Origin of the sequence: Paenibacillus sp. GM2FR, from assembly GCF_002803325.1 — a bacterium.
GTDB lineage: Bacteria > Bacillota > Bacilli > Paenibacillales > Paenibacillaceae > Paenibacillus_AQ > Paenibacillus_AQ lautus.
Window position 1 is genome coordinate 651,749 of sequence record NZ_MKZM01000010.1, and the last position, 20,846, is coordinate 672,594.

Genomic DNA, 20,846 nt, shown 5'->3' on the forward strand with positions numbered 1-20,846 from the left:
AGATTAGTCACCAATTGACCCTGATTCGGTATATGTTAAGGTATCAGGCCATACACATGTCAGGTATGCGTTATTTTGAATTAGGGCAATGAAACACTGCTGGTATCAAGGGGATGGGTACCTATGATATATCAGTAGTGGTTTTTCATATAGATAAGTTGTGAGAAGGGTGTGGAGTTATGGGTTTGCGGAAGGTGGCAGTTGTGACGCCGGGGTCGTTTGTTATTCCTTCGGGGAGGAGCAGCTCGGTCGAGCGTGTAGTGGAGCAGACGATTCCATTGGCACAGGGAGCCATGGATGTGCGCATATTCGGAGTGCTTGGAAAAGGACTCCCTTCAAAAGACACGATCAACGGCGTTCCGTGTTACCGCCTGCCATCGGGAGCGAATTATTATCCTTCCCTGCTGCGGAGGCTTCAGAAATGGAGACCGGATATTATCGAAGTACACAATCGCCCGCTGTTAGCACAGCGTCTGAAGATGCATCTCCCGGATGTAAAGACTGTACTTAATCTCCACTCCAATACCTTTATATCGCCTCCGTATATGAGCGAGCAGCGCTTTGGGAACATTGCCAGGTGGATGGACGGCATCGTGGTGAACAGCCGTTTTTTGCTGGAAGATATCACGATAAGACATCCAGAGCTGTCGGATAAAATTACGATTAATCATCTCGGAGTCAGTCTGGAGCATTTTACTCCGCCCTTCAGCCCGGCAGCCAAGGCATTGCGGGAAGCCAGACTTGCTCATTACGGATGGAGCGGGCGGCGCATCATCCTGTTTGCCGGACGACTGATTCCGGATAAAGGCGTTCACCATTTGCTGGAAGCACTGCCGCAGATCATGGAGAAGCATCCGGATGTGCTGCTGCTCATTATCGGGAGCGCCGGATACGGATCGGATCGGGAAACCGCTTATGTACGGGAATTGAAAAGAACTGCAAGACCATACCAACATTGGGTAAACTTCCGCCCCTTTGTACCATACCCGGCCATTGCGGATTGGTATTCGCTTGCAGACATCGTAGTGGTTCCATCTGCACCCAGAGAGGCGTTTGGGCTTGTAAATGTGGAAGCCATGGCTGCAGGCGTGCCGGTAATCGCTTCAAGTGCCGGAGGAATTCCGGAAATTGTGGAAAACGGAGTGACGGGGTATTTGGTCCAGAGCGATGATTTTCCAGCCGGACTTGCGCAGCGGATTAACACTCTGCTACAGGACGAAAATCTTCGCAGACAGATCGGAATGGCCGGTCGCGAAACGGTGCGGCAGCGCTTCAGATGGGATCATACGGCCGAGCGCTGGGTTCATTTGATGCAAACCATCTGAGGGTATCCGATGGAACAGTGGCAGGCGCCCCCCTTGCCGAATAGGATGAAGTAACGATTAGAAGCAGAGGAGAGAGCCGACAGTGAACAAAGCCAGAAGGATGATCACCAGGGGAAGAGGGAAGAGACCGTACCGGCGATATCCTGGCCGTCTCAAGACATCCGCGTACAGAACGGGTATTGATCGTGGTGGTACGGCCGAATATGAGTTGGCCGATGATACGATTGACTCGGCTCATCTTCGACATCGCAGTGTAAGAAGCGAGGCGATTGAAGACTATTCTGTATATAGCATTCATCTATCCCCTGAATCGATTACTTCCTCTAAAATTGCAAGCCATTCGGTGGACTTGGCGCATTTGAGCTTTAATCCGGTACAAGGGATGCCTGACAGGCCGTTAATGCAGCAGTTTGGCGATATGCCCTTCATGTTTCCTGAAGGCGTGGACACCATCGATGTTGCCGTCTCGCTCCCGTCCCCTTATGCCGATGAAAATTATGTCATGGTAGTATCATGCAGCGACCCCGGGTTTCAAGCGGGGGTCAGGTCACGGAAAGAGCTTCAGGCGATGGTCGGCATCACAAGGTCCGCAGGCAATCCGCTTGCAGCCGGATGGTTATCATGGATAGCGATAGGCGGGCAATAGGGTCGTACAAAAAGGGCAGGGAGCTTACTCCCCGCCCTTTTTGTATGTACAGATAGCGGATGGGGATAAGCGTTGGGGTATAACCGTACATATGCCGTTACGGTGAAGGAGAGCAAACATACAATAGGATAGATTGCCAAGGAGCAAGTGACCGTTACGAGGGAGGAGGAGTGCAAGTATGCGCAATGTGCAGCGGTTAAGGCCCCGAAGAAGGTCGGTTTCTCGGCGTCCTTCCAGGGAATCGTTGCAGCCACCCGCTAATCCTACCACCTACCGTCCTATGGAACCACAGATCCCACGGGAGAATCATCCCCATCCTTACGTGTCTGTCATTATTCCAGCTATGAATGAAGCCGGTAAGATTTCCGCGGTCATAGCAGAAGCACGGGCGGTTCATCCCGAAACGGAGGTTATCGTTGTTGCGAACGGGTGTAAGGATCAGACCGCTGTTGTCGCAGAACGGATGGGAGCCAAGGTGTTGTCTTTTCCGGAGCCGCTTGGACACGATGTGGGACGAAGTGTAGGCGCTCAAGCAGCTAAAGGACGAATTCTTCTTTTTACAGACAGCGATATGGTTATTCCCTCCGGTGAGTTAAGGCCTTTCGTCCAGGCGGTTCAATCCGGCGTTGATGTGGCCTTGAACGATTATACCGGTCCTATCGATCGGCAGCCGGTTCACCGGGTTATTCTTGCGAAATATACATTAAATTCGATGCTTGGAAGGTCTGATTTGCGGGGTGCGTCCATGACAGCCGTACCGCATGCCTTAAGCCGTCGGGCGCTGGAGACGATCGGTGCAAGTGAGCTGTCCATTCCGCCGAAAGCGCAAGCGGCTGCAGTGAACCGGGGGCTGCGTGTGGAGGCGGTTTATCGCGTAGAAGTCGGACGCTTGAATCCCGGTCGAATCGCGGGCGGAGATCCGCTGGAAATGCTGGTGCTTGGCGATCATTTGGAAGCACTGGAAGCCGTGATGGCAGAGCGTGGTGTCCGAGGCGGATATCACGATGGTGGACGAAGACGGAGCGTGGTGAGGTGAGCACGTGCAAAGATGGGTTCATAAAAAGATAAGTCGATCAGGATCTAAAAGCCGAAGACGTTTAAGAAAAGGTTCCTCACGGGTGGTAGCGTACCGTTTAATACGGAACAGTCGTTGGGAACGGCTCGCACTGAGTGCGGGAGGTCTGTCCGGGAGAAGACGGGGAGCATCCAAAAGGGAAGCATCCATGGCTTTTGGTCAATGGCTGGCTTCCAGCGGAATTCCCCAACGTCAACTCTATCACGTTCTGCCCGGCGTGGCGGAATCGTTCCGACGCGGATACGCCAGAGGTTCCAGGCAGTCGATCCCGGCACCGCTGCTGCCGCCTCTGAAAGGGCGAGCTTCCGTAATCGTATCCGCCTGCAACGAAGCGGGTTCCATTCCGATGGTGCTGCGAGAGCTAAAACGACTTCCATTTCATGAAATCATCGTCGTCGAGAATGGGAGCCATGATCATACGTACTCGGCAGCGCGTGCATTTGAAGGAGTTACGGTGATCCACATTCCCGAACGGCTGGGACATGATGTGGCCCGTGCCTTAGGGGCCAAGATGAGCACCGGGGACATCGTTCTGTTCATGGACGGGGATATGCCGGTGCCTGCGGAAAAACTGAGTTCCTATCTGCTTGCGGCAGATCGAGGAGTGGATGTGGCATTGAACGATATCATGCCATTGCTGCCGGAATTTAGCCGCCAAGATGAGGTTACCCGCTGTAAAACATTTCTCAACCGCATGCTGGGACGTGACGATCTGGAGGCCAATTCGCTAACAGCTATTCCCCATGCGATGACAAGGCAGGCGCTGGAGCGTATCGGTTATGCGAATCTTTCTGTCCCACCCAGAGCCCAGACGTTGGCCATAAGACATGGACTTCGGATTGAAGCGGTACAAACCGTGGATGTTTTGAGCGTAAACCGGCGAAGAAAGACGAATCGGGGTAAGGACAATCCAGTGGCAAAGCTGATCATTGGCGATCATATCGAAGCCCTAGGAGAAACGATGAAAGACCTTGGCGGGCGCCTTCAATGGGGACAGGTGTCACGGGCGGAATTATCCTTACGGAGGAACAGCCTATGAGCGGACTAACGAGTATTATTATTCCCACGTATAACGGACTGCATCTGCTCCGCACCTGTGTGGACCATATCCGTGCATACACCGATGTCCCCTACGAGATTATCGTTGTGGACAACGGCTCGCGGGATGGAACCGGTGAATATTGTGTACGGGAAGGGCTTTTGCTTGTCTCGCTGCCGGAAAACACCGGCTTCCCCATCGCGTGTAACCATGGTCTCCGGTTGGCTTTGGGAGATCAGCTATTGCTGCTGAACAATGATGTATTTGTCTCGCCGCGGTGGCTGACGTTATTGCAAGAAGCGTTATACAGCAAGGAAGAGATCGGGGTCGTGGGGCCTGTAACGAATTACGCAAGCGGTATCCAGCAGGTGAAGGTAGAGTATACGGACAGAACAGGCTACATCCAGGAGGCAGAACGCTGGAATGTACCGAATCCGGGACTGTGGCACGAAGTGAATCGCATCGTGGGATTATGCTATTTGTTCAAGCGCGCGGTCATGGATCGGGTGGGATACCTGGATGAGATGTTCTCGCCCGGACACTATGAGGATGATGATTATTGCTATCGCGCTCGCCTTGCAGGGTTCAAGCTGCTGGTGGCAGGCAATGTGCTGGTGCATCATGAAGGGAGTGCAAGCTTCCGAACCCGGTTCCCGAGTGGTTTCCAGGAGTTGATTGAACGGAACCGGAGACGGTTTGTAGAGAAGTGGAATGTTGATCCATTACAATTCATCGAGGAGAGAGGTGACGCATCATGAAGGGCGTATTGCTGGCAGGGGGGAACGGCACCCGACTGCTTCCGCTGACGAAATATATGAATAAGCACCTGCTTCCGGTAGGAAAGCATCCGATGATTGCATATGGAATACACAAGCTGCATCAGGCGGGCATCGATGACATTTTATTGATTACCGGCTCCAAATCGGTTGGCCTGTACGCCGAATATTTGGAGAACGGACGGAGCTTCGGTGTCAATTTGACCTATAAGGTGCAGGAGCAGGCAGGCGGAATTGCGGAGGCGTTGGAGCTTGCGAAAGGGTTTATTCCTCACGGGGAAAAATTCGTTGTTTTGCTGGGCGATAACCTCTTTCAGGACGATTTAAAGCCGTTCATTCAGCATTATGTACAGCAGCCTTCCGGTACGGCTATGGTACTGCTCAGTCCTACAGATAGCCCGCATCGGTATGGCGTACCCGTATTTGCGGAGGATGGAAGCGGGAAATTGCTCTTCATTGAGGAGAAACCTGTAAATCCCCGGAGCCGTCATGCGGTGACGGGAATATATATGTATGATCATAGCGTATTTGATATCATCAGCCGAATCAGTCCGTCAGAACGAGGGGAATTGGAGATTACCGATGTCAACAATCTTTATGCAGCCAACGGCAGATTAATCTATGACATCCTGCAGCAGTGGTGGTGCGATGCCGGCACCTTTGAATCGTTGCAGGAGGCGGCTGTGCATATGAAGGATGAATTGCCATGAAAAAACGGCGTGCCGTACGGGTTACAGTCTATACTGGAGAGCGGCGAGAGGGGGGAGTTTCGGGCGAGCATTACCGAGCCGGTTATCAGGCCGGTTATGCTCTCGGGCTAAAGCTTGGGCAGGAGGACCGGGGCATTGTGTTCGAAGGAACAAGCATTATTATCCCCGCGGATTCTCACCATGATACAGTGGCTCAAGTCATACAGCATATTGAGACGATGACTCCCCATCTCTATGAGGTGCTTGTTGCCGATGCCGGGGCCACAGCAAATACGAGGCGGTATATTCATGATCGTAGAGGAGTCGTGCGTCACATCAAAGGGAATAGCGGAGATCATCTTGCCTGTGTAGTGAACAAGGCGATTTCAGCGTCACTTGGCGAGTACATCGCCATATTGGCCAATGTTTTACCACACATGGATAACTGGCTTGGGGTTCTGGTGAGCGAGCTTGAGCGTGAGCCTGCTTTAAAAATGGTCTATGCCAGTTCGGACGCAACGGGGTTAGGAGCAGCATGGGCGGATGAGGAGAAGTCCGCTCCGTCGGGTTCCTTGTCCAATCCATTAAGCTGTCTTCTCTTCAGGCGTTCGCTCCCGGCAGAGATCGGTATGTGGGATGAAGAGATCCTTTCCGCGGAAGACCTTATGCACAGATGGCTTGAACGGATACCCGCGGAACAAAGGTTACAGATCGAGGCGTCATCCCTATTTGCAAGCGGAAAGTTATGATTTGAATTTTGCACGGAGAATCCGTTCTCCGCATATGCTGAACCGATAGAAGAGTGAAGGGGAGTACCGACGTGGAGAGCAAAATCGATGATATGATAGCCCATCTTTCGCATTCTCAACAGCAGCTGGCCCGGATTTTGGAAGCTCAGCGCCATGCTGCTGTTCGCATGGCTCAAATTATACATTCACTTCCTGAATATGAATTTCAGCTCGCAGAAGGACCGAAATCATCAGGAGGACAGACGGTACAAATCAATCGCAGTATCGTTTCTTATTTGAACGCCATGGCGGATCTGCAGCAAACCGCAGCGGATAGCCTGGAGATCGTGTTAAAGGAACTGAGAGACCAAGAGGAAGAATAACCCGGTAATCTTACCGGATGACAGAGGCGGGAATGCAGGTGAGCAAAGAAGAGTCTTTGATGCGAATGCTGGAAGCAGCCGTTACCATTCAGCGCGAGACCTCTCTGATCCTGGAGGGGAAGGCTGTCGAAGCTGAAAAGGTTCGCGAATGGGTACTGTCGCAGGATCCCTCTACCGGCGGATTGAAGGATTCGCTGGTGATGCATGAGCAAATCGTGGAGCAGATTGAAGGACTGACCCGAATCGGATCAGGGCTCTGCCGGAATCTGCGTGTGGCTTTAGGTACCGATGAACAGGCTGCAAGCGGAGGTTTTGATGAATTTGAGTTTGGAGATTCGGACTAATGATTACACGCACCCACCGGGAACATGAAGCAAGGGTAGCTATGATTTCATCCATCGCCAGAAGCCAAGAGGCATTGGCCGGCATATTGGAGAATATCGCCGAGGTCTCGGCCCATTCCGACGTGACTTCGCGAAAGCTTGCTGAGAATATCCGGCTTTTAACCGGTTACCAGTCGGTCATGACGGAGATGCTGACAGGCATACCGCTGAACCGAACGAAACGGGGATCTCCTTCTTCCCCATGGCTTGCAGCCGGAAGGATTGCATGCAACGGTATAGTAGACCAGGAACAAACCACGCACTCGGGAGGTTAATGATAGGATGAAAGTAAAACTAACGGGTTTACGAAAGAGCGGACGTGCACGTCCTGCCGGCAGCAAGAGACGATCCTTGGCTGTAAGACGCTTGAAGGTTGTTAAAGGTGCCAGACAGCGTCGTGGCGGCAGCTTGAGTTTGCGTAAACGCCGCGGGATTCGAAGTCGCTATCGGTTACGAAGAGGAGGGCGCGTGTTCTATCCCGCCTCATCCCAAGCGTTTAACCAAGGTTATAATCAGGCATATGACGAAGGATTTAAATCGGGATTTGCAAAAGGTTATGAAGACGGGCAAACCCCTCCTGCACCCGTATGAAGGCGGACAGGGCGGCTCTCACGGAAGGCTTCGGATCCGTGAAAGACCGCTCTTTTTTATTTTTCCTTGCCGTTTTCAAGGGGGCGATACGTAAGGGCATACGCCAAATTCCCGGTCCAAGGGACAGTCGTCCATGATGCATTCGTCCTCTCGGCATATAGTTATATGAACCTTTGTAAATCCCATAAGAGACAGGGTGAAGATGGTGAGCTTATCGTTTCGTACAGGTCAGAAGGAGGGCTACCAGGCAGGTTACAGTGAAGGGTACCGTTTGGGGGGGTGCCGTGCGCTGATGGAACGTATTCCAGTCGAGCCCTCACCATATTTCGATCTGAAAATTCTGTATGTCCCCCAAGGCTTTGAGTCCATTGATGAAGGGGTGGTCAAGGGACTTGGCCGAATCGTTCGGGAATGTATCGTGGTGCCGCCGGAACAAGTGGTGGAGGTGGCCCTGCAGCAAATGCCGGATATCATTCTGGTCATGAACGGCTTGCACGTATTTCCGGAGGATTTTCGCCATTCGATGAATCAGCTTCGGAACCTCGGCTTCCGGACGGCCATTTGGTTTGTGGATGACCCTTATTTCACGGAGGAGACACCGGGGTTGGCACAGCATTTTGATGTTGTGTTCACGCACGAGCTGAGCTGTGTTCCATTGTATCAGAGCGTCGGAGTGAAAGAAGTGTTTTATCTTCCGCTTGGCGTTCATCCGGAACTGTTTACCCCTACGATGGCAGGGCCGGCTTATCGTTCTGACATTTGTTTCATTGGCAACGCGTTTCGCAACCGTGCGGCACTGTTTGATGAATTGGCCCCGTTCTTGAAAGGGAAGCAGGTTCGTATTATCGGAGGCTTCTGGGAGCGACTTGCCCGTTATAAAGAGCTCTCTCCGTTTGTGTACAGCGGCTTCATTCCGCCTGCAGAAACCGTGAAATTCTACAACGGCGCCAAAATTGTGATCAACCTGCACCGGCCGACCCATAGCGGTGACGACAACCGCAACAGCCTGAATTTTCCGGGACGTTCGATCAATCCGCGCACCTTTGAGATCAATGCTTGCGGTACGCTTCAGATCACGGATATCCGTGAGGATCTGAGCCAGTATTATACGCCAGGAATCGATATCGAGACCTTTGGCTCCGTTCCGGAATTGAAACATAAGATTTCCTATTATCTTTCTCAAGAGGATCAGCGTAGAAGTATAGCGCAGCGGGCGCTTCAGACGACCATGACAAGACATACGTATGTTCACCGACTGCCTGAACTTCTGACATTGATTGAGGCCAATCGATAGGATGAACTTGTTTTCGTTCAAGCAAATATCAGGGAGGAGCAAAGCGGATGCCTAAAAGTTTAGTTACAGGACCACGTCGGTCCGCCGTATCCGATGCATATGGACGAGGCAGGAGTGCCGGTCTTCAAGCGGGATACGATGAAGGGTATTTCCGGGGGAAATCACAAGGCATTGTCAACCGGATTGTATTCACCCCGCCTGTGCGGGAGATCCATGTTTTGTTTGTCAGCTCGGGAAAAGGATTTCCCTATTCGCCGATTGACGAGGCGATCATTGGCACGCTGCATGGCATGGTACGTCAGCTTACGCTGACAGATGCGAAGCAGGATGTAGCAGCGGAAGCAAGTCGCACCAGACCGGATCTAGTGCTGGTACTGGACGGCATGTATCTGCCGGTGGAGCAGATGGATGCCGTCCGGGCCATGGGAATTCGGACGGCCGTCTGGATGACCGACGATCCGTATTATACCGATATGACATTAGGCTGGATTCATCACTATGATTATGTATTTACGCTGGAGTTGAACTGTGTAGCCCATTATCAGAACTTGGGCTGTGCTCAGGTTCATTATTTGCCGTTCGCTGCATTTCCCGGCCATTACCGTCCGATCGCCAAGCCTGGAGCGGCAACACGCGATATCGGTTTCGTCGGTACAGCCTATCCGAAACGGATTCAGTTCTTTGAACCCATTATGGATCAACTGATGGCGCGCCGCACATTTATTAACGGCAATTGGTGGGAACGATTCCCGGGATATGGGCGATATAACAACCGAATCGAGATCAACAAGTGGATGGGGCCTGCGGAAACGGCAGACGTATACAACAGCGCCAAGATCATCATCAATCTGCATCGTGCGGTAGATGACGATGATATTAATCAAAATAGCGGTCATATTCCAGCGGCTTCCCCGAACCCCCGTACGTTTGAGATCAGTGCCTGCGGAACGCTTCAACTCTGTGATGAGCGTGCAGATCTGGCGCGTTTTTACACACCGGGGGTTGAGATCGATACGTACCGATCGCAAGGCGAACTGCTGGAGAAAATCGAGTATTACCTGACTAACGATCAGCTTCGTAAAGATATCGCCCATCGTGCGCTGGAGAGAACTTATCAGGAGCATACCTATGCACATCGGCTGAATACGTTGTTCTCGGTCATCTTCCCTTAATCGGTACACAGAAATAGATGAATGTTGGGGGAACAAGCGTCGTTGCGGTATCTTTGTCTCCCTAATATATTGTACCAACTGGGTGAAAAGGAGGTGGATCGCATCCGGTACTGCGAGAATCACGGTTACTGAAGATGCGGGCGATACCGATGGCCTTTAAACCGAAAATGTTGATTTTTTCACACGTATCCAATCCGTCAAGCATTACGGGAGCGGAGAAGCTGCTTTTGTTCTTCTGCGGGCAGTTGTCTCCATTCTTCGAATGTGTTCTGGTTGCACCCAATGAAGGCCGACTGACCATGCTGGCCAGACAATCCGGGATTTTGGTGAAAATCTACAAAATCCCATTGCTCTACAGTGTATATACACCTGGTGCCCATCTTATGAACGAAGCGGATAAGTTAATGACAACACCTGTATTCCGGGCCTTGACGAAATGGATAGCAAGTGAAGGACCTCAGGTGATCCTTACCAATACCTGCGTTCATGTTATGCCGGCGGCTGCCGGAAAACGACTCGGGATTCCCGTGATGTGGCAGCTGACAGAGAAAATTACAAATAACGGGTATGCCCATTTGTCCACTTCGTTAATCCATCAGTACAGCAGTTGGATCATCAGTATTTCCGAGTCGGTAGCCGAGAGCTTCCCGCCGGAAGTGAGGCAGTCGAAGATGACGGTTCTTCCTCCATCCTGGAGCGAGTCTGACATTCAGCAGGAAGCATGGCCGGGATGGAGGGCCGCCTACCGGGAGAAGCTTGGGATCACATCGAACAGACCCTTAATAGGGATGATCTCGTCGTTTCTGATCGAGAGCAAAGGGGTTCATCATTTCATCGACATGGCGCTTTCGCTCAAGGATGCCTATCCGGACGCTGTCTTTCTCATTGTAGGCAGCGTGCTGGACCTGGACTATGAGAGATTGTGCCGCGATCGGATTGCTTGGTCAGGGGCTCAGCACCGATTCATATTCGCCGGTCCCCAGGATGACATCTCTCAGGTGTACTGTGCGCTTGATGTTGTTGTCGTTCCGAGCGTGGTACCGGAGGGATTCGGATTGACGGCACTGGAGGGCCTGATGTACGGGAAGCCGGTCGTTGCCTATGCATCAGGGGGACTCCAGGAAGTGTTGACAGCTGTCGGCTGTGCGCATCTGCTAGCTGACCCAGGAAGCACGGACTCTTTGGCGGAGAAAGTAAGGTTCATACTGGATCAACCGGATCAGGGAGTTTCCTTGGGGATGCAGAACCGAATGAAAGCGCAGGCTGTTTATGGTCCTGTGATGTATCAGGTGCGGGTGAACGAGATGGTTTCCCGGTGGATGAATGAGCATCCGGGGTGGTTCCAGGCGACGGCAAGGACGGCGAAGCATCAGGCTGCTCCGACGAGACGGCACAACCAGGGAAGGCGAACCCGGAAGAAACGCAGCGGAGCGGGACTGCGCCGGAAATTACCTCGCACGAGAACCAGAAGAACGGAAGGAAAACCGACCAGGCGACGGGCATCAAAGCTTAGACAACGCAGAACGTCCGCAAGGCGACGGAAGGCATAAGACGAGGGAATGGTAGAGTCGGATCAGGCGTTTGACATATTTGAAAGCAGACACGCCTCCGCTCTGCCATCTCAAGAATAAGGGAAGAATGGTCGTGCTGCGGAAAGATCGCCTTCGGATCTGTGATTAACTTGGCAAGGGAGAATCCGATATGAAAGTCATGACAATCTTGGGTACGAGGCCCGAAATTATCCGATTAAGCTTGATCATTCCTCTTCTAGACCAGTATGCAACGCGGCATGTACTCGTGCACACGGGGCAAAATTTTACGAATACTTTGAGCGGGGTATTCTTCTCGGAAATGGGACTCCGCAGTCCGGATTACGTCCTTCAGGACCGCCAGGCGACGCTCGGTGGCCAGCTGTCCGTGATGTTCAGCCGCATGGAAGAAATATTGGAGCAGGAGCAGCCCGATACCGTACTGCTGCTGGGCGATACAAACAGCGCGCTTTGCGCCGTGCTGGCTGAGCGTCTGGGATACCCCGTGGTCCATATGGAAGCGGGGAACCGCTGCTTTGATCTTGATGTGCCTGAAGAGAAGAACCGTAAAGTCATTGATGCGGTATCCTCCATCAATATGCCTTACACGAACTACAGTAAGAATCATCTGCTTCGCGAGGGCGTACCGAGTCAACGCATCGTTCTGACAGGGAACCCGATCTATGAAGTAATGAAGCATTATGAAGCTCAGGTCAATCAAAGCCGGATCATGGAGCGGCTGTCATTGTCGCCTCAGCAATATTTTCTGGTTACGGTACACCGCTCCGAGAATGTGGACCGACCTGAGAATTTGAAGGAAATTTTAAATGGGTTAAACGCGGTTGCGGAAACGTTCGGACACCGGCTCATATGCAGCCTGCATCCCCGGACGGCTTCGCGCCTTGAAGGGGCGAAGGAGGTCAGTCTTCATCCGCTTATTGAATTCCACGAGCCTTTTGGCTTTTTTGATTTTGTGAGGCTCGAGAAGGACGCTCTTTGTGCCATCACCGACAGCGGCACGGTACAAGAGGAATGCTGCATCATGCACGTACCCACAGTGACGGTTCGGCGGACGACGGAGCGACCGGAGACTGTGGATTGCGGAAGCAACATCGTTTCCGGCCTGAGCGCGGACCGGATCCATGGAGCGGTCCAATTGATGACTCAATTGAGTCGCGACTGGAAGTGCCCGGAGGGCTATTTAGCGGACAATGTGTCGCGTACCGTCGTAAAATATGTGCTTGGAGGGAAAGTGAATGTTCACTAATCAACGTATTTTGGTGACTGGCGGCACAGGCTCTTGGGGACATGAACTGATCAGCCAGCTTCTGCCGCTAAATCCTAAGCAGGTCATCGTCTATTCCAGAAGCGAAGCCACGCAGGTGGCTATGGACCGTGAGTTTGAAGATCCGCGACTCACTTTCCGAATTGGAGACATCCGCGACAAGGAAGCTCTTACGGCAGCCTGCCAGGATGTTGATTACGTATTTCATCTTGCGGCGCTAAAACATGTTCCTGTATGTGAAGAGCATCCCTATGAAGCTTTGAAAACCAATGTGGTAGGCACCCAGCATGTCATTGAGGCGGCTATTGAAAATCAAGTGAAAAAAGTGATATATATTTCAACGGATAAAGCTGCAAATCCATCCAACTTTTACGGCATGACCAAGGCGATTGGCGAAAAACTGATCGTGTATGCTAATCTGTTGAGTACGCACACTAAATTCGTCTGCGTGCGGGGCGGCAATGTTCTCGGAACGAACGGGAGCGTCGTTCATGTATTCAAGAATCAGATTCGGCAAAAGGGACAGATCAGCATTACCGATCACAACATGACCCGTTTCTTCCTGACCTTGAAGGACGCGATCTCCTTGCTGTTCAAAGCGTCGATTGAAAGCATCGGCGGTGAAATCTTTGTTATGACGATGCCGACCTGCCGCATCGTGGATTTGGCGGAAGTGCTTATAGAAGCTTCGGGTCGCAGCGACGTCTCCGTGGTTGAAACCGGAATTCGTCCGGGAGAGAAGATCCATGAAATCCTCATGAGTGATTTTGAAAGCCTGACTACCGTTGTTTACGATGATGAATATTTGGTCATATTACCGACTCTCGAGATTCCTGGTCTGAATGAGCGTTATCAACACCTGTCCAAAGTGTCTTTCAACAGCTTCAGCTCAGAGCATCAATTGATGACCAAGGACGAAATACGGGATATTCTGCGCCGCGGAGGATTCTTGCCATGAAGATGCTCATTCTCGGGGGAAATGGCATGGCGGGACATATGCTTGTACAGTACTTTCGGTTATCCGGCAAGCATCATGTCTTTTATACGACCCGGGACAGAAGTGATTCACAAGGGCTGGTGCTGGATGTAACCGATATGAGTGCTGTGGAGCATATGGTTAAGGCGGTTTGGCCGGATATCATCATCAACGCCGTAGGCGTCTTGAATCAACGAGCTGAAGAAGACAAAATAAACGCATATCATATCAATGGATTTTTGCCTCATCGTCTGCGAAATTTAGCGGGTAGCATTTCAGCGAGACTTATTCATATCAGCACGGATTGCGTGTTTCTGGGTACCAAGGGAGGCTATCGGGAAGATGATCTTCCCGATGGTGCAACTTCCTATGCGGTAACCAAAGCGCTGGGCGAGGTCCAAGACCCGGATCACTTGACCATTCGAACCTCAATCATCGGACCTGAAATCCGGCAGAGCGGAATTGGCCTGTTTAACTGGTTTATGAAGCAGCGGGGCGAGGTTTCCGGCTACCGGGCCGTACAATGGAACGGCGTTACGACGCTGGAGCTTGCCAAAGCGATCGAATTCTTCATGAACAAGGACGTGGGAGGTCTCATCCATCTAGGGCATCCGAACCCGGTAAGCAAATATGAATTGCTGTTGTTGTTCAAGGACATATGGGGGAAACACGATGTGGTTGTGGTCCCGACCGACGATTTTGTTCAGGATCGGACACTGCGCAGCACGCGACTTGATGCAACATATCCATTCCCGAGCTATGTTCAAATGTTAAAGGAGATGTACGAATGGCAGCAGAAACATTAAAAAACAAAAAACTGCTGATCACAGGAGCCACAGGTTTTACAGGCTTACATGCTTGCGCTTATTTCGTTCGGCAGGGCTGCACGGTCGTTGCTGCCGGTCGAAATAAGAAAACGCTGGATTCGATACAAGGTGTCATATCCTCCGAGTGTCATCTGGAGGATCGTGAGCAGGTGAATGACCTGATCAAAAGAAGCCTTCCTGATTATATTTTGCATTTAGCCGGAAAAAATTCAGCTTCGGAGTCATGGAAGCATCCTGCCTCTTATATGGAGAGTAACGTTATGGGCACCATCTATCTGCTGGAGGCCGTCCGGCAGCACTGTCCGGACAGCCGGATGGTGATGGTTGGTTCCAGACTGAGCGTGGATCCCGCAAAAGGCGCGGCCTCCGTTCCTCACCCATACAGCCTTAGCAAAACCTTTGCCAGTTGGTCGGCAGCGGCCTGGCATAGCATGTTCAACCAACACATCGTCCTGGCAGAGCCATCCAATTTGATTGGTCCTGGAGAATCGACAGGGTTCTGCACGCTGCTTGCCCGGTATATTGCCGGTTGTGAAGCGGGCAGGCCCCTACCGCTGTTCCGTATCAGCTCCCGTTTTGAATCAAGGGACTTTCTGGACGTTCGGGATGCGGTAGCTGCATACGGCGTACTTCTGAAGAGCGGCTCTTCCGGCATGACGTATCCGATTGGATCGGGGGAAGAGCATACGCTTGGAGAGCTGGCTGAGCGCTTGCTTAAGGAGACCCAGACGGCGGTGCCCATGGATTGGGGCCCTGAATCCGCCTCTCTTTCATTGGATTCATTAAATAAGGGAACCGGAGGGCAGCAAGGCGCCGAGCTTCTCAAAGCGCTGGGATGGCGTCCGCAATACCTTCTGGAGCGATCGCTTGCCGATATTATGGATGATGCCAGAATACAGGTACAGTGCTCCTCTTCATAAGAAAATGAATTTAAACGCCGATGGATGCGATCCAATCGGTGTTTTTTTGTCCATAAAATTAGGCTTGATCATCAGTAATCTTCCATGTTAAAACCTTTCAGCATACCACCTCTGCCACAAGGTCATCCTATACGATGTTAATACACTCATTATAGAGATGGAGGATGAATCATGATTAAATCCAAGGCCCTCAACCTGACCGTCTCCACGGCATTGCTGCTCAGTATGGCTGCAGTAGCAGGATGCGGTAACGCCAATGACGGCAACACGACACGTACGAACAATGTGGACAGTGGCCGTATCGGTGTGAATTCCGTACGTAACAATCAGAATGTCCGCAGTACGCAGCAGCATGACCTGACCAACCTGAAATACAGCAAAACGCTGTCGAGAAAAGTTTCGGATATCAGTGGTTTAGGCACAGCCCATGTATTCGTGACGAACCGCAATGCGTATGTATCGCTGTCCAGGGATGGGATGAACACCAACAACATCAACGGTCATGTGACAGGTATGAGCACTGGAGCAAATCGTGCCACTGACGGAACGATGACGGGCACGAACACAACGAATGTCAGAAACCGTACCTTTGGCACTTCAGGTACAGGCAGCGTGGGGCTTCTGCGAGGAATGGCAAATGATACAAGACGTGCAGTGGACAATACAACGGGTCTTGGAACAGGCCTGGGCCGTAATGCCGATAACCGGGGCTTCGGTGTAAACGGAACGACTACCAATGGCGGATTTGGCGGCAGCAATTATAATACGTTGAACGGAACACGCACCAATGGACTCATGGGTACTAACGGCACAGGTACCAATAACCTTAACGGAACCAATGGTACGACAAATAACACTTATATGGGAACAGGCATCAACGGCGTTCCTTATGGAACCAACAATAATAACATGGGCATGATGAGCAACAATCGTGAAGAGGTACCTCAACATGTACGTCAGGAGATTACGAGCAAAATTCGCAAGACCGCTCCACATATCAGTCAAGTATATGTTTCCACGGATGAGGGTTTTTATCAGCATGCTAATCGATTTGGAACGGACGGGAATGCAGCGAACACGGTTGGAACGCTTTCGCGCGACTTCGGTACATGGATTAACCGTGTATTTCCGCTGAACCTTGGCGGTCGTGACGGCATGAACGATACCCGCGGCAACCTGATGAAAAATGATACGGATGACGGTTGGTTTGGCGGTAATCGGAACAGCCGGTAAAACCTCTACACCAAAAGGAGCTGCCCTTTAGGAATGAAATTATCCCTAAAAAGGCAGCTCCTTTGCTTTGTTTGCCATATAAGCAATAATCAATCAAATTAATGCTTGCGTTGTCCTTGAATCCAAACCCCTTGAAGCTCTAGATCACTTGAAAGCAACAGAACGTCAGCAAGCTTGCCGGCTTCAAGAGAGCCTGTAAGATCAGCGATGCCGATTTTTGTAGCGGGATTTATGCTTCCGACGCGGGAAGCCTGCTCAATGCTTAATCCAACCTCTCGGACCAACAGCTGGAAGCCTTTAATCATCGTCAGCGTACTGCCAGCCAGACTGTCTCTATTGCTCTTGAGTGTGGCGATGCCGTTCTCGACAACAACCGGCAGGTCACCAATCGTATATTCGCCGTCAGCCATACCGGTAGCGGACATCGCATCGGTAATCAGAATCAGATTTCCGTCTTGCTTCATGCGGGCTAGAATCCGAATGGCTGCGGGGTGAACATGAATACCGTCAGCGATTATCTCGCAGCTTAAGCGATCGTCACTCAGCATCGCGCCGACCACGCCAGGCTTGCGGTGATGCAATCCTGTCATCGCATTGAACGTATGCACGCCATGGCTAAGACCTGCTTCCACGGCAGCCTCGACTTCCTCATAGGTGGCATCCGTATGCCCCAGAGCAGCCACGATCCCGTGACTGTTCAGCCAAGCGATGGCTTCTAGCGCTCCCTCACGCTCCGGTGCAAGTGTCACCTGGCGAACCAGGTCAGGGTAAGTGGATACCCACTCTTCCAGCCAATCAATATTAGCGTGGACGATATGCTCCGGATTTTGTGCGCCAGGCCATTTCGGACTGATAAAAGGGCCTTCCAAATGTAGGCCTACCAGTCTTGTGTAAGGCATGTCTTGTTTGCGGTAGTCGTTAACCTCTTGCAGCACATGGTCGATGGCTGCCTTAGGGGCCGTCATCGTGGTAGCAAGCATGGCCGTGGTGCCCTGGGAGCTGTGGAACGACGTTATTTTATCCAGGACATCCTTGGTGGCATCCATGAAATCTTCGCCGTTACCCCCGTGTACGTGGATATCGACAAAACCGGGAATAATGTAGCCATCCGGTTGATGGATCACTTCCGTTGCCGCCTGCTTCAGATCGGCAGGGAGTCCTGATGCATCACCGGCGTATGAAATGCCCTCTCCTTGAATTGCCAGCACGCCGTCTTCGGAGATGCCGTTTGGCGTCAGGACTTGACCATACAGCAATTGGACAGAATCTTTTCGTTCGCCGCTCATACCAGCAGTCTCCCTGCGCCTTGATCCAGAAGGACCACCACGTTCGGATGACATTGAAGCAGCGATGCCGGACACGCTGTGGTAATAGGTCCTTTCAATGCGCGATGAACAATTTCCGCTTTATCCTCACCGCGGACGAGGAGAAGGATTTGACGTGCTTTCAGGATGGTGGCAACGCCCATCGTAATCGCATGGGTTGGCACATCATCCAGGGTAGGGAAGAATCTTGCATTGGCGTTACGTGTTTTCTCTTGCAGCTCAACCACATGCGTACCGCCGCTTAAGGATTCACCAGGTTCATTGAAACCGATATGTCCGTTATGTCCAAGTCCGAGAAGCTGGAGATCAACAGGGCCGAATTCTTCCAGCATTTTATCGTAGTTCAGGCATTCTTCTTCCGGATTGGCAGCATTTCCGTTCGGCACATGGGTCCGTTCGATCTGGATGTCCACATGATTGAAGAACTTCTCGTTCATGAAGGTGCGGTAGCTCTCCGGATGGTTCTCCGGAAGGCCAACATATTCATCCAGATTATACGTTGTGGTCTGGGCGAAGCTGACCAGCCCTTGACGGTTCATTTCAATCAGCTTGGCATAGAGCCCGACCGGCGTGCTTCCTGTTGCCAGTCCCAGCTTGGCGCGCGGATTGGTGTGAAGCAGGCTCGAGATCAGATTAGCGCCTGTTTGCACAAATTGTTCTTCATCGCGGAATGTGTAAATATTCATTGGTTATTGTCCTCCTCGGCTTTTGCGATAGTTTTGAACATTAAGATATGATTGCTCCAGACGGGGAACATACGTAGAGAAGTCCCGACTGGCCATACCCATGAACAGGATGTCAATAATGTGAAGCTGGGCGATACGCGAAGCCATGTCTCCCCGGCGCATTCCTTCCTCTAACGAGGATGAATACAGTGTAATGTCTGCCAGCGCAGAGATGGCACTGCTTCGGTACGATGTGATACTAATCGTGAAGGCGCCGGTGTCTTTGGCACAAGTTAACGCATCGATGGTCTCCGGCGTTTCGCCGGAGTATGAAACAGCCACGGCAACGTCGCTTGAAGTCAGTGTGGAGGCGGATGTGATCTGCATATGGGAATCTGCGAAAGCCGTGCAGTTTTTGCCGATCCGGATCAGCTTCTGGTAAAAATCCTGCGCCACAATGGAAGAGGTAGCCACGCCGTACAGATCAATCCGCTTCGCGCGGCATAGGGCATCTACGGCACGCTCCAGCTGACCCAGATCGAGCAGCTCTGTCGTATCCCGTATCGAAGTCAGATGATTGGATTCAATCGCCTCGACGATGCCGGCAAGCGGGTTGCCGGCAACGATATCCTGATAGCGCGTATTTCCCGTGCGTGAAGCCATTTCGGCATGAGCAATCTCGGCAGCGAGCTTGAGCTTAAAATCAGGATACCCCTTACACTGAAAGTTCTTACAAAAACGGGTTACGGTGGCAGCGCTAACCTCACACTGCTCTGCCAGATCTTTAATGCCCATATGCACAATCTCGGATGGAGCTGTCAAAATAAACTCTGCAAGCCGTCGTTCCTGACGGGGCAGACTTTCCTTTTCGACAGAAATAATATGCAAGATTGGTGTCATCACAAGCCTCCTTCAAGGTTCCCGGTGAGCTTATTGCCTGGGCATAACGAATGGGATTCCAAGTCTGAAAATTATTTTTAAAATTATGAAAAAATAAAGAAAATAATTTTTACACCCTCATCATAGACCAACCTTCGAGAGGAAGCAAGGACAAAAATCGCCAATACAGGCCAATCGCCCAAATTGTTCGACTCTTTCGCACCTTCCCCCTTGATCTTACATAAGATGAGTTGACTGTATCCCTTACCCTTGTTAGACCACACATACCCGGGCAAGGAGGGGTGACACCATTGAAGGGGACCGACCACAACAGTAAGTTCTTGTTAACCCACCGTGAACGCGAAGTTTTTGAATTGCTAGTGCAGGACAAAACGACTCGCGATATCGCCGGGCAGTTGTTTATTAGCGAAAAGACGGTGCGTAACCACATCTCCAATGTCATGCAAAAATTAAACGTCAAGGGCCGTTCGCAAGCTGTCGTTGAGTTGATAAAACTCGGTGAGTTGAAGATCTGACACCATGCCGGTTGCATGAACGAAAGCACAGCGAAAGCCTTCCTTCCCGTAGCCACGGGAGTGAGAAGGCTTTTTTGTGTTTTCCTTCCGGGAATCCGGTTATATTTGAGATTGGGAAAGGGCAGGCGCCGCCATTAAAAATAGAGATATGTTAAAATGTTCGTAGTTGGAATTAAATGTAGCGACGTCGTTTATCCGTAATCATGGAGTACAAATCTGCTGTTCGTTCTGTAGCTATTTTGTACAAATAGCCTGCACATGTCGGAGGTGAAATAAACGTGGGGTGGATGATCGGGATGGTGGCCGGAGCCGTTGTTGTCCTTCTTGTATTGGTACGGTTCAGGCGCAAGAAAAGCGGAAGTGATCGTAATGTTATCCATCTGAAAACAAAAACGCGAACCCGCAGCGGTCAGCATGGACAAGCGTGCAGTAAATGCCGCCGCAAGCGTCAATTAATCTTTTATGCGGATGATTCCGGTGCGGTAAGAGGGCTGTGCACCGATTGTAAAAAAGAGCTTGAACGGCACCAGGAATTATATCCCGTATAGTGAGATGCACGGCGGTATACAA

The 20,846-nt window shown here is 51.4% G+C and carries 24 protein-coding genes; 21 read left to right on the forward strand and 3 right to left on the reverse strand.

Going from position 1 to position 20,846, the window contains the following annotated elements; translation table 11 throughout:
- Positions 1-179 precede the first annotated feature (179 nt).
- The 19 genes from PAEVO_RS27920 (at position 180) to PAEVO_RS28010 (ending at position 16,871) form a co-directional block, all read left to right on the forward strand.
- On the forward strand, positions 180-1,325 hold the full coding sequence (locus PAEVO_RS27920; RefSeq protein ID WP_100540744.1) for a glycosyltransferase family 4 protein: 1,146 nt from the start codon (positions 180-182) through the stop codon (positions 1,323-1,325).
- 82 nt (positions 1,326-1,407) lie between these two features.
- Entirely contained in the window at positions 1,408-1,971 is a 564-nt protein-coding gene (locus tag PAEVO_RS27925) for a WIAG-tail domain (RefSeq protein ID WP_100540745.1), read from the forward strand.
- Between the two features lie 322 nt (positions 1,972-2,293).
- The gene (locus PAEVO_RS27930; RefSeq protein WP_243390962.1) at positions 2,294-3,007 is read left to right on the forward strand and encodes a glycosyltransferase family 2 protein; all 714 of its coding nucleotides are present in this window, start codon (positions 2,294-2,296) and stop codon (positions 3,005-3,007) included.
- Positions 3,008-3,089: 82 nt separating this feature from the next.
- Entirely contained in the window at positions 3,090-4,085 is a 996-nt protein-coding gene (locus PAEVO_RS27935; RefSeq protein WP_243390963.1) for a glycosyltransferase family 2 protein, read from the forward strand.
- Complete coding sequence (locus PAEVO_RS27940; RefSeq protein WP_100540747.1) at positions 4,082-4,843, forward strand: glycosyltransferase family 2 protein; 762 nt, start codon at positions 4,082-4,084, stop codon at positions 4,841-4,843. The genes PAEVO_RS27935 and PAEVO_RS27940 overlap by 4 nt, the downstream gene beginning before the upstream one ends.
- Positions 4,840-5,571, forward strand: a complete 732-nt coding sequence (locus tag PAEVO_RS27945) for a sugar phosphate nucleotidyltransferase (protein ID WP_100540748.1) — start codon at positions 4,840-4,842, stop codon at positions 5,569-5,571. The genes PAEVO_RS27940 and PAEVO_RS27945 overlap by 4 nt, the downstream gene beginning before the upstream one ends.
- Positions 5,568-6,299 (forward strand): glycosyltransferase family 2 protein, encoded by a 732-nt coding sequence (locus PAEVO_RS27950; protein WP_100540749.1) that lies wholly within the window; start codon positions 5,568-5,570, stop codon positions 6,297-6,299. The genes PAEVO_RS27945 and PAEVO_RS27950 overlap by 4 nt, the downstream gene beginning before the upstream one ends.
- 71 nt (positions 6,300-6,370) lie before the next feature.
- The gene (locus PAEVO_RS27955) at positions 6,371-6,661 is read left to right on the forward strand and encodes a nucleoside-diphosphate sugar epimerase (protein ID WP_100540750.1); all 291 of its coding nucleotides are present in this window, start codon (positions 6,371-6,373) and stop codon (positions 6,659-6,661) included.
- Positions 6,662-6,693: 32 nt separating this feature from the next.
- Positions 6,694-7,005, forward strand: a complete 312-nt coding sequence (locus PAEVO_RS27960; protein WP_411829540.1) for an alpha-helical endospore appendage domain-containing protein — start codon at positions 6,694-6,696, stop codon at positions 7,003-7,005.
- Entirely contained in the window at positions 7,005-7,319 is a 315-nt protein-coding gene (locus tag PAEVO_RS27965) for a hypothetical protein (RefSeq protein ID WP_100540751.1), read from the forward strand. Before PAEVO_RS27960 ends, PAEVO_RS27965 begins: the two co-directional genes overlap by 1 nt.
- Positions 7,320-7,326: 7 nt before the next feature.
- Positions 7,327-7,635, forward strand: coding sequence for a hypothetical protein (locus PAEVO_RS27970; RefSeq protein ID WP_100540752.1), 309 nt, complete (start codon positions 7,327-7,329; stop codon positions 7,633-7,635).
- Positions 7,636-7,837: 202 nt separating this feature from the next.
- Complete coding sequence (locus tag PAEVO_RS27975; RefSeq protein ID WP_100540753.1) at positions 7,838-8,929, forward strand: CgeB family protein; 1,092 nt, start codon at positions 7,838-7,840, stop codon at positions 8,927-8,929.
- A gap of 47 nt (positions 8,930-8,976) precedes the next feature.
- Positions 8,977-10,101, forward strand: a complete 1,125-nt coding sequence (locus PAEVO_RS27980; protein ID WP_100540754.1) for a CgeB family protein — start codon at positions 8,977-8,979, stop codon at positions 10,099-10,101.
- A gap of 167 nt (positions 10,102-10,268) precedes the next feature.
- Entirely contained in the window at positions 10,269-11,651 is a 1,383-nt protein-coding gene (locus PAEVO_RS27985; protein ID WP_243390964.1) for a glycosyltransferase family 4 protein, read from the forward strand.
- 151 nt (positions 11,652-11,802) lie between these two features.
- Positions 11,803-12,897: a non-hydrolyzing UDP-N-acetylglucosamine 2-epimerase gene (gene wecB / locus PAEVO_RS27990; RefSeq protein WP_100540756.1), complete on the forward strand. Its 1,095-nt coding sequence runs from the start codon at positions 11,803-11,805 to the stop codon at positions 12,895-12,897.
- Positions 12,887-13,873 (forward strand): polysaccharide biosynthesis protein, encoded by a 987-nt coding sequence (locus PAEVO_RS27995; RefSeq protein ID WP_100540757.1) that lies wholly within the window; start codon positions 12,887-12,889, stop codon positions 13,871-13,873. The genes wecB and PAEVO_RS27995 overlap by 11 nt, the downstream gene beginning before the upstream one ends.
- A complete protein-coding gene (locus PAEVO_RS28000) occupies positions 13,870-14,697 on the forward strand; it encodes a dTDP-4-dehydrorhamnose reductase family protein (protein ID WP_100540758.1) in 828 nt (275 codons plus the stop codon). The genes PAEVO_RS27995 and PAEVO_RS28000 overlap by 4 nt, the downstream gene beginning before the upstream one ends.
- Positions 14,679-15,638 carry an NAD-dependent epimerase/dehydratase family protein gene (locus PAEVO_RS28005; RefSeq protein ID WP_100540759.1) on the forward strand — a complete coding sequence of 320 codons (960 nt, stop codon included), beginning with the start codon at positions 14,679-14,681 and terminating at the stop codon, positions 15,636-15,638. Before PAEVO_RS28000 ends, PAEVO_RS28005 begins: the two co-directional genes overlap by 19 nt.
- Positions 15,639-15,809: 171 nt before the next feature.
- Positions 15,810-16,871 carry a YhcN/YlaJ family sporulation lipoprotein gene (locus PAEVO_RS28010; protein WP_100540760.1) on the forward strand — a complete coding sequence of 354 codons (1,062 nt, stop codon included), beginning with the start codon at positions 15,810-15,812 and terminating at the stop codon, positions 16,869-16,871.
- Between the two features lie 98 nt (positions 16,872-16,969).
- Here PAEVO_RS28010 and nagA read toward each other — a convergent pair whose 3' ends face one another.
- The 3 genes from nagA to PAEVO_RS28025 are packed head-to-tail and all read right to left on the reverse strand — an operon-like array spanning position 16,970 to position 19,761.
- A complete protein-coding gene (gene nagA / locus PAEVO_RS28015) occupies positions 16,970-18,157 on the reverse strand; it encodes an N-acetylglucosamine-6-phosphate deacetylase (RefSeq protein WP_100540761.1) in 1,188 nt (395 codons plus the stop codon).
- Positions 18,154-18,882, reverse strand: coding sequence for a glucosamine-6-phosphate deaminase (gene nagB / locus PAEVO_RS28020; protein WP_100540762.1), 729 nt, complete (start codon positions 18,880-18,882; stop codon positions 18,154-18,156). The genes nagA and nagB overlap by 4 nt, the downstream gene beginning before the upstream one ends.
- Before the next feature lie 3 nt (positions 18,883-18,885).
- The gene (locus PAEVO_RS28025) at positions 18,886-19,761 is read right to left on the reverse strand and encodes a MurR/RpiR family transcriptional regulator (protein ID WP_100540763.1); all 876 of its coding nucleotides are present in this window, start codon (positions 19,759-19,761) and stop codon (positions 18,886-18,888) included.
- Positions 19,762-20,051: 290 nt separating this feature from the next.
- On the opposite strand from PAEVO_RS28025, the gene PAEVO_RS28030 reads away from it, so the two are divergent.
- Together PAEVO_RS28030 and PAEVO_RS28035 are read left to right on the forward strand one after the other, a co-directional pair.
- The gene (locus PAEVO_RS28030; protein WP_006208732.1) at positions 20,052-20,276 is read left to right on the forward strand and encodes a helix-turn-helix domain-containing protein; all 225 of its coding nucleotides are present in this window, start codon (positions 20,052-20,054) and stop codon (positions 20,274-20,276) included.
- A gap of 287 nt (positions 20,277-20,563) precedes the next feature.
- Complete coding sequence (locus PAEVO_RS28035; protein ID WP_243390977.1) at positions 20,564-20,824, forward strand: hypothetical protein; 261 nt, start codon at positions 20,564-20,566, stop codon at positions 20,822-20,824.
- The last annotated feature ends 22 nt before the right edge of the window (positions 20,825-20,846 follow it).

What these genes read in the sequence shown, in the direction of transcription:
- PAEVO_RS27940 (WP_100540747.1), top strand. Translation starts at nt 4,082, where the DNA reads ATGAGCGGACTAACGAGTATTATTATTCCCACGTATAACGGACTGCAT.
- PAEVO_RS27985 (WP_243390964.1), top strand. Translation starts at nt 10,269, where the DNA reads ATGTTGATTTTTTCACACGTATCCAATCCGTCAAGCATTACGGGAGCG.
- PAEVO_RS28035 (WP_243390977.1), top strand. Translation starts at nt 20,564, where the DNA reads ATGATCGGGATGGTGGCCGGAGCCGTTGTTGTCCTTCTTGTATTGGTA.
- PAEVO_RS27960 (WP_411829540.1), top strand. Translation starts at nt 6,694, where the DNA reads ATGCAGGTGAGCAAAGAAGAGTCTTTGATGCGAATGCTGGAAGCAGCC.
- PAEVO_RS28010 (WP_100540760.1), top strand. Translation starts at nt 15,810, where the DNA reads ATGATTAAATCCAAGGCCCTCAACCTGACCGTCTCCACGGCATTGCTG.
- nagB (WP_100540762.1), bottom strand. Translation starts at nt 18,882, where the DNA reads ATGAATATTTACACATTCCGCGATGAAGAACAATTTGTGCAAACAGGC.
- PAEVO_RS27970 (WP_100540752.1), top strand. Translation starts at nt 7,327, where the DNA reads ATGAAAGTAAAACTAACGGGTTTACGAAAGAGCGGACGTGCACGTCCT.
- PAEVO_RS27980 (WP_100540754.1), top strand. Translation starts at nt 8,977, where the DNA reads ATGCCTAAAAGTTTAGTTACAGGACCACGTCGGTCCGCCGTATCCGAT.
- PAEVO_RS27995 (WP_100540757.1), top strand. Translation starts at nt 12,887, where the DNA reads ATGTTCACTAATCAACGTATTTTGGTGACTGGCGGCACAGGCTCTTGG.
- PAEVO_RS27945 (WP_100540748.1), top strand. Translation starts at nt 4,840, where the DNA reads ATGAAGGGCGTATTGCTGGCAGGGGGGAACGGCACCCGACTGCTTCCG.
- PAEVO_RS27920 (WP_100540744.1), top strand. Translation starts at nt 180, where the DNA reads ATGGGTTTGCGGAAGGTGGCAGTTGTGACGCCGGGGTCGTTTGTTATT.
- PAEVO_RS28005 (WP_100540759.1), top strand. Translation starts at nt 14,679, where the DNA reads ATGGCAGCAGAAACATTAAAAAACAAAAAACTGCTGATCACAGGAGCC.
- nagA (WP_100540761.1), bottom strand. Translation starts at nt 18,157, where the DNA reads ATGAGCGGCGAACGAAAAGATTCTGTCCAATTGCTGTATGGTCAAGTC.
- PAEVO_RS27950 (WP_100540749.1), top strand. Translation starts at nt 5,568, where the DNA reads ATGAAAAAACGGCGTGCCGTACGGGTTACAGTCTATACTGGAGAGCGG.
- PAEVO_RS28025 (WP_100540763.1), bottom strand. Translation starts at nt 19,761, where the DNA reads ATGACACCAATCTTGCATATTATTTCTGTCGAAAAGGAAAGTCTGCCC.
- PAEVO_RS27975 (WP_100540753.1), top strand. Translation starts at nt 7,838, where the DNA reads ATGGTGAGCTTATCGTTTCGTACAGGTCAGAAGGAGGGCTACCAGGCA.
- PAEVO_RS28000 (WP_100540758.1), top strand. Translation starts at nt 13,870, where the DNA reads ATGAAGATGCTCATTCTCGGGGGAAATGGCATGGCGGGACATATGCTT.
- PAEVO_RS27965 (WP_100540751.1), top strand. Translation starts at nt 7,005, where the DNA reads ATGATTACACGCACCCACCGGGAACATGAAGCAAGGGTAGCTATGATT.
- wecB (WP_100540756.1), top strand. Translation starts at nt 11,803, where the DNA reads ATGAAAGTCATGACAATCTTGGGTACGAGGCCCGAAATTATCCGATTA.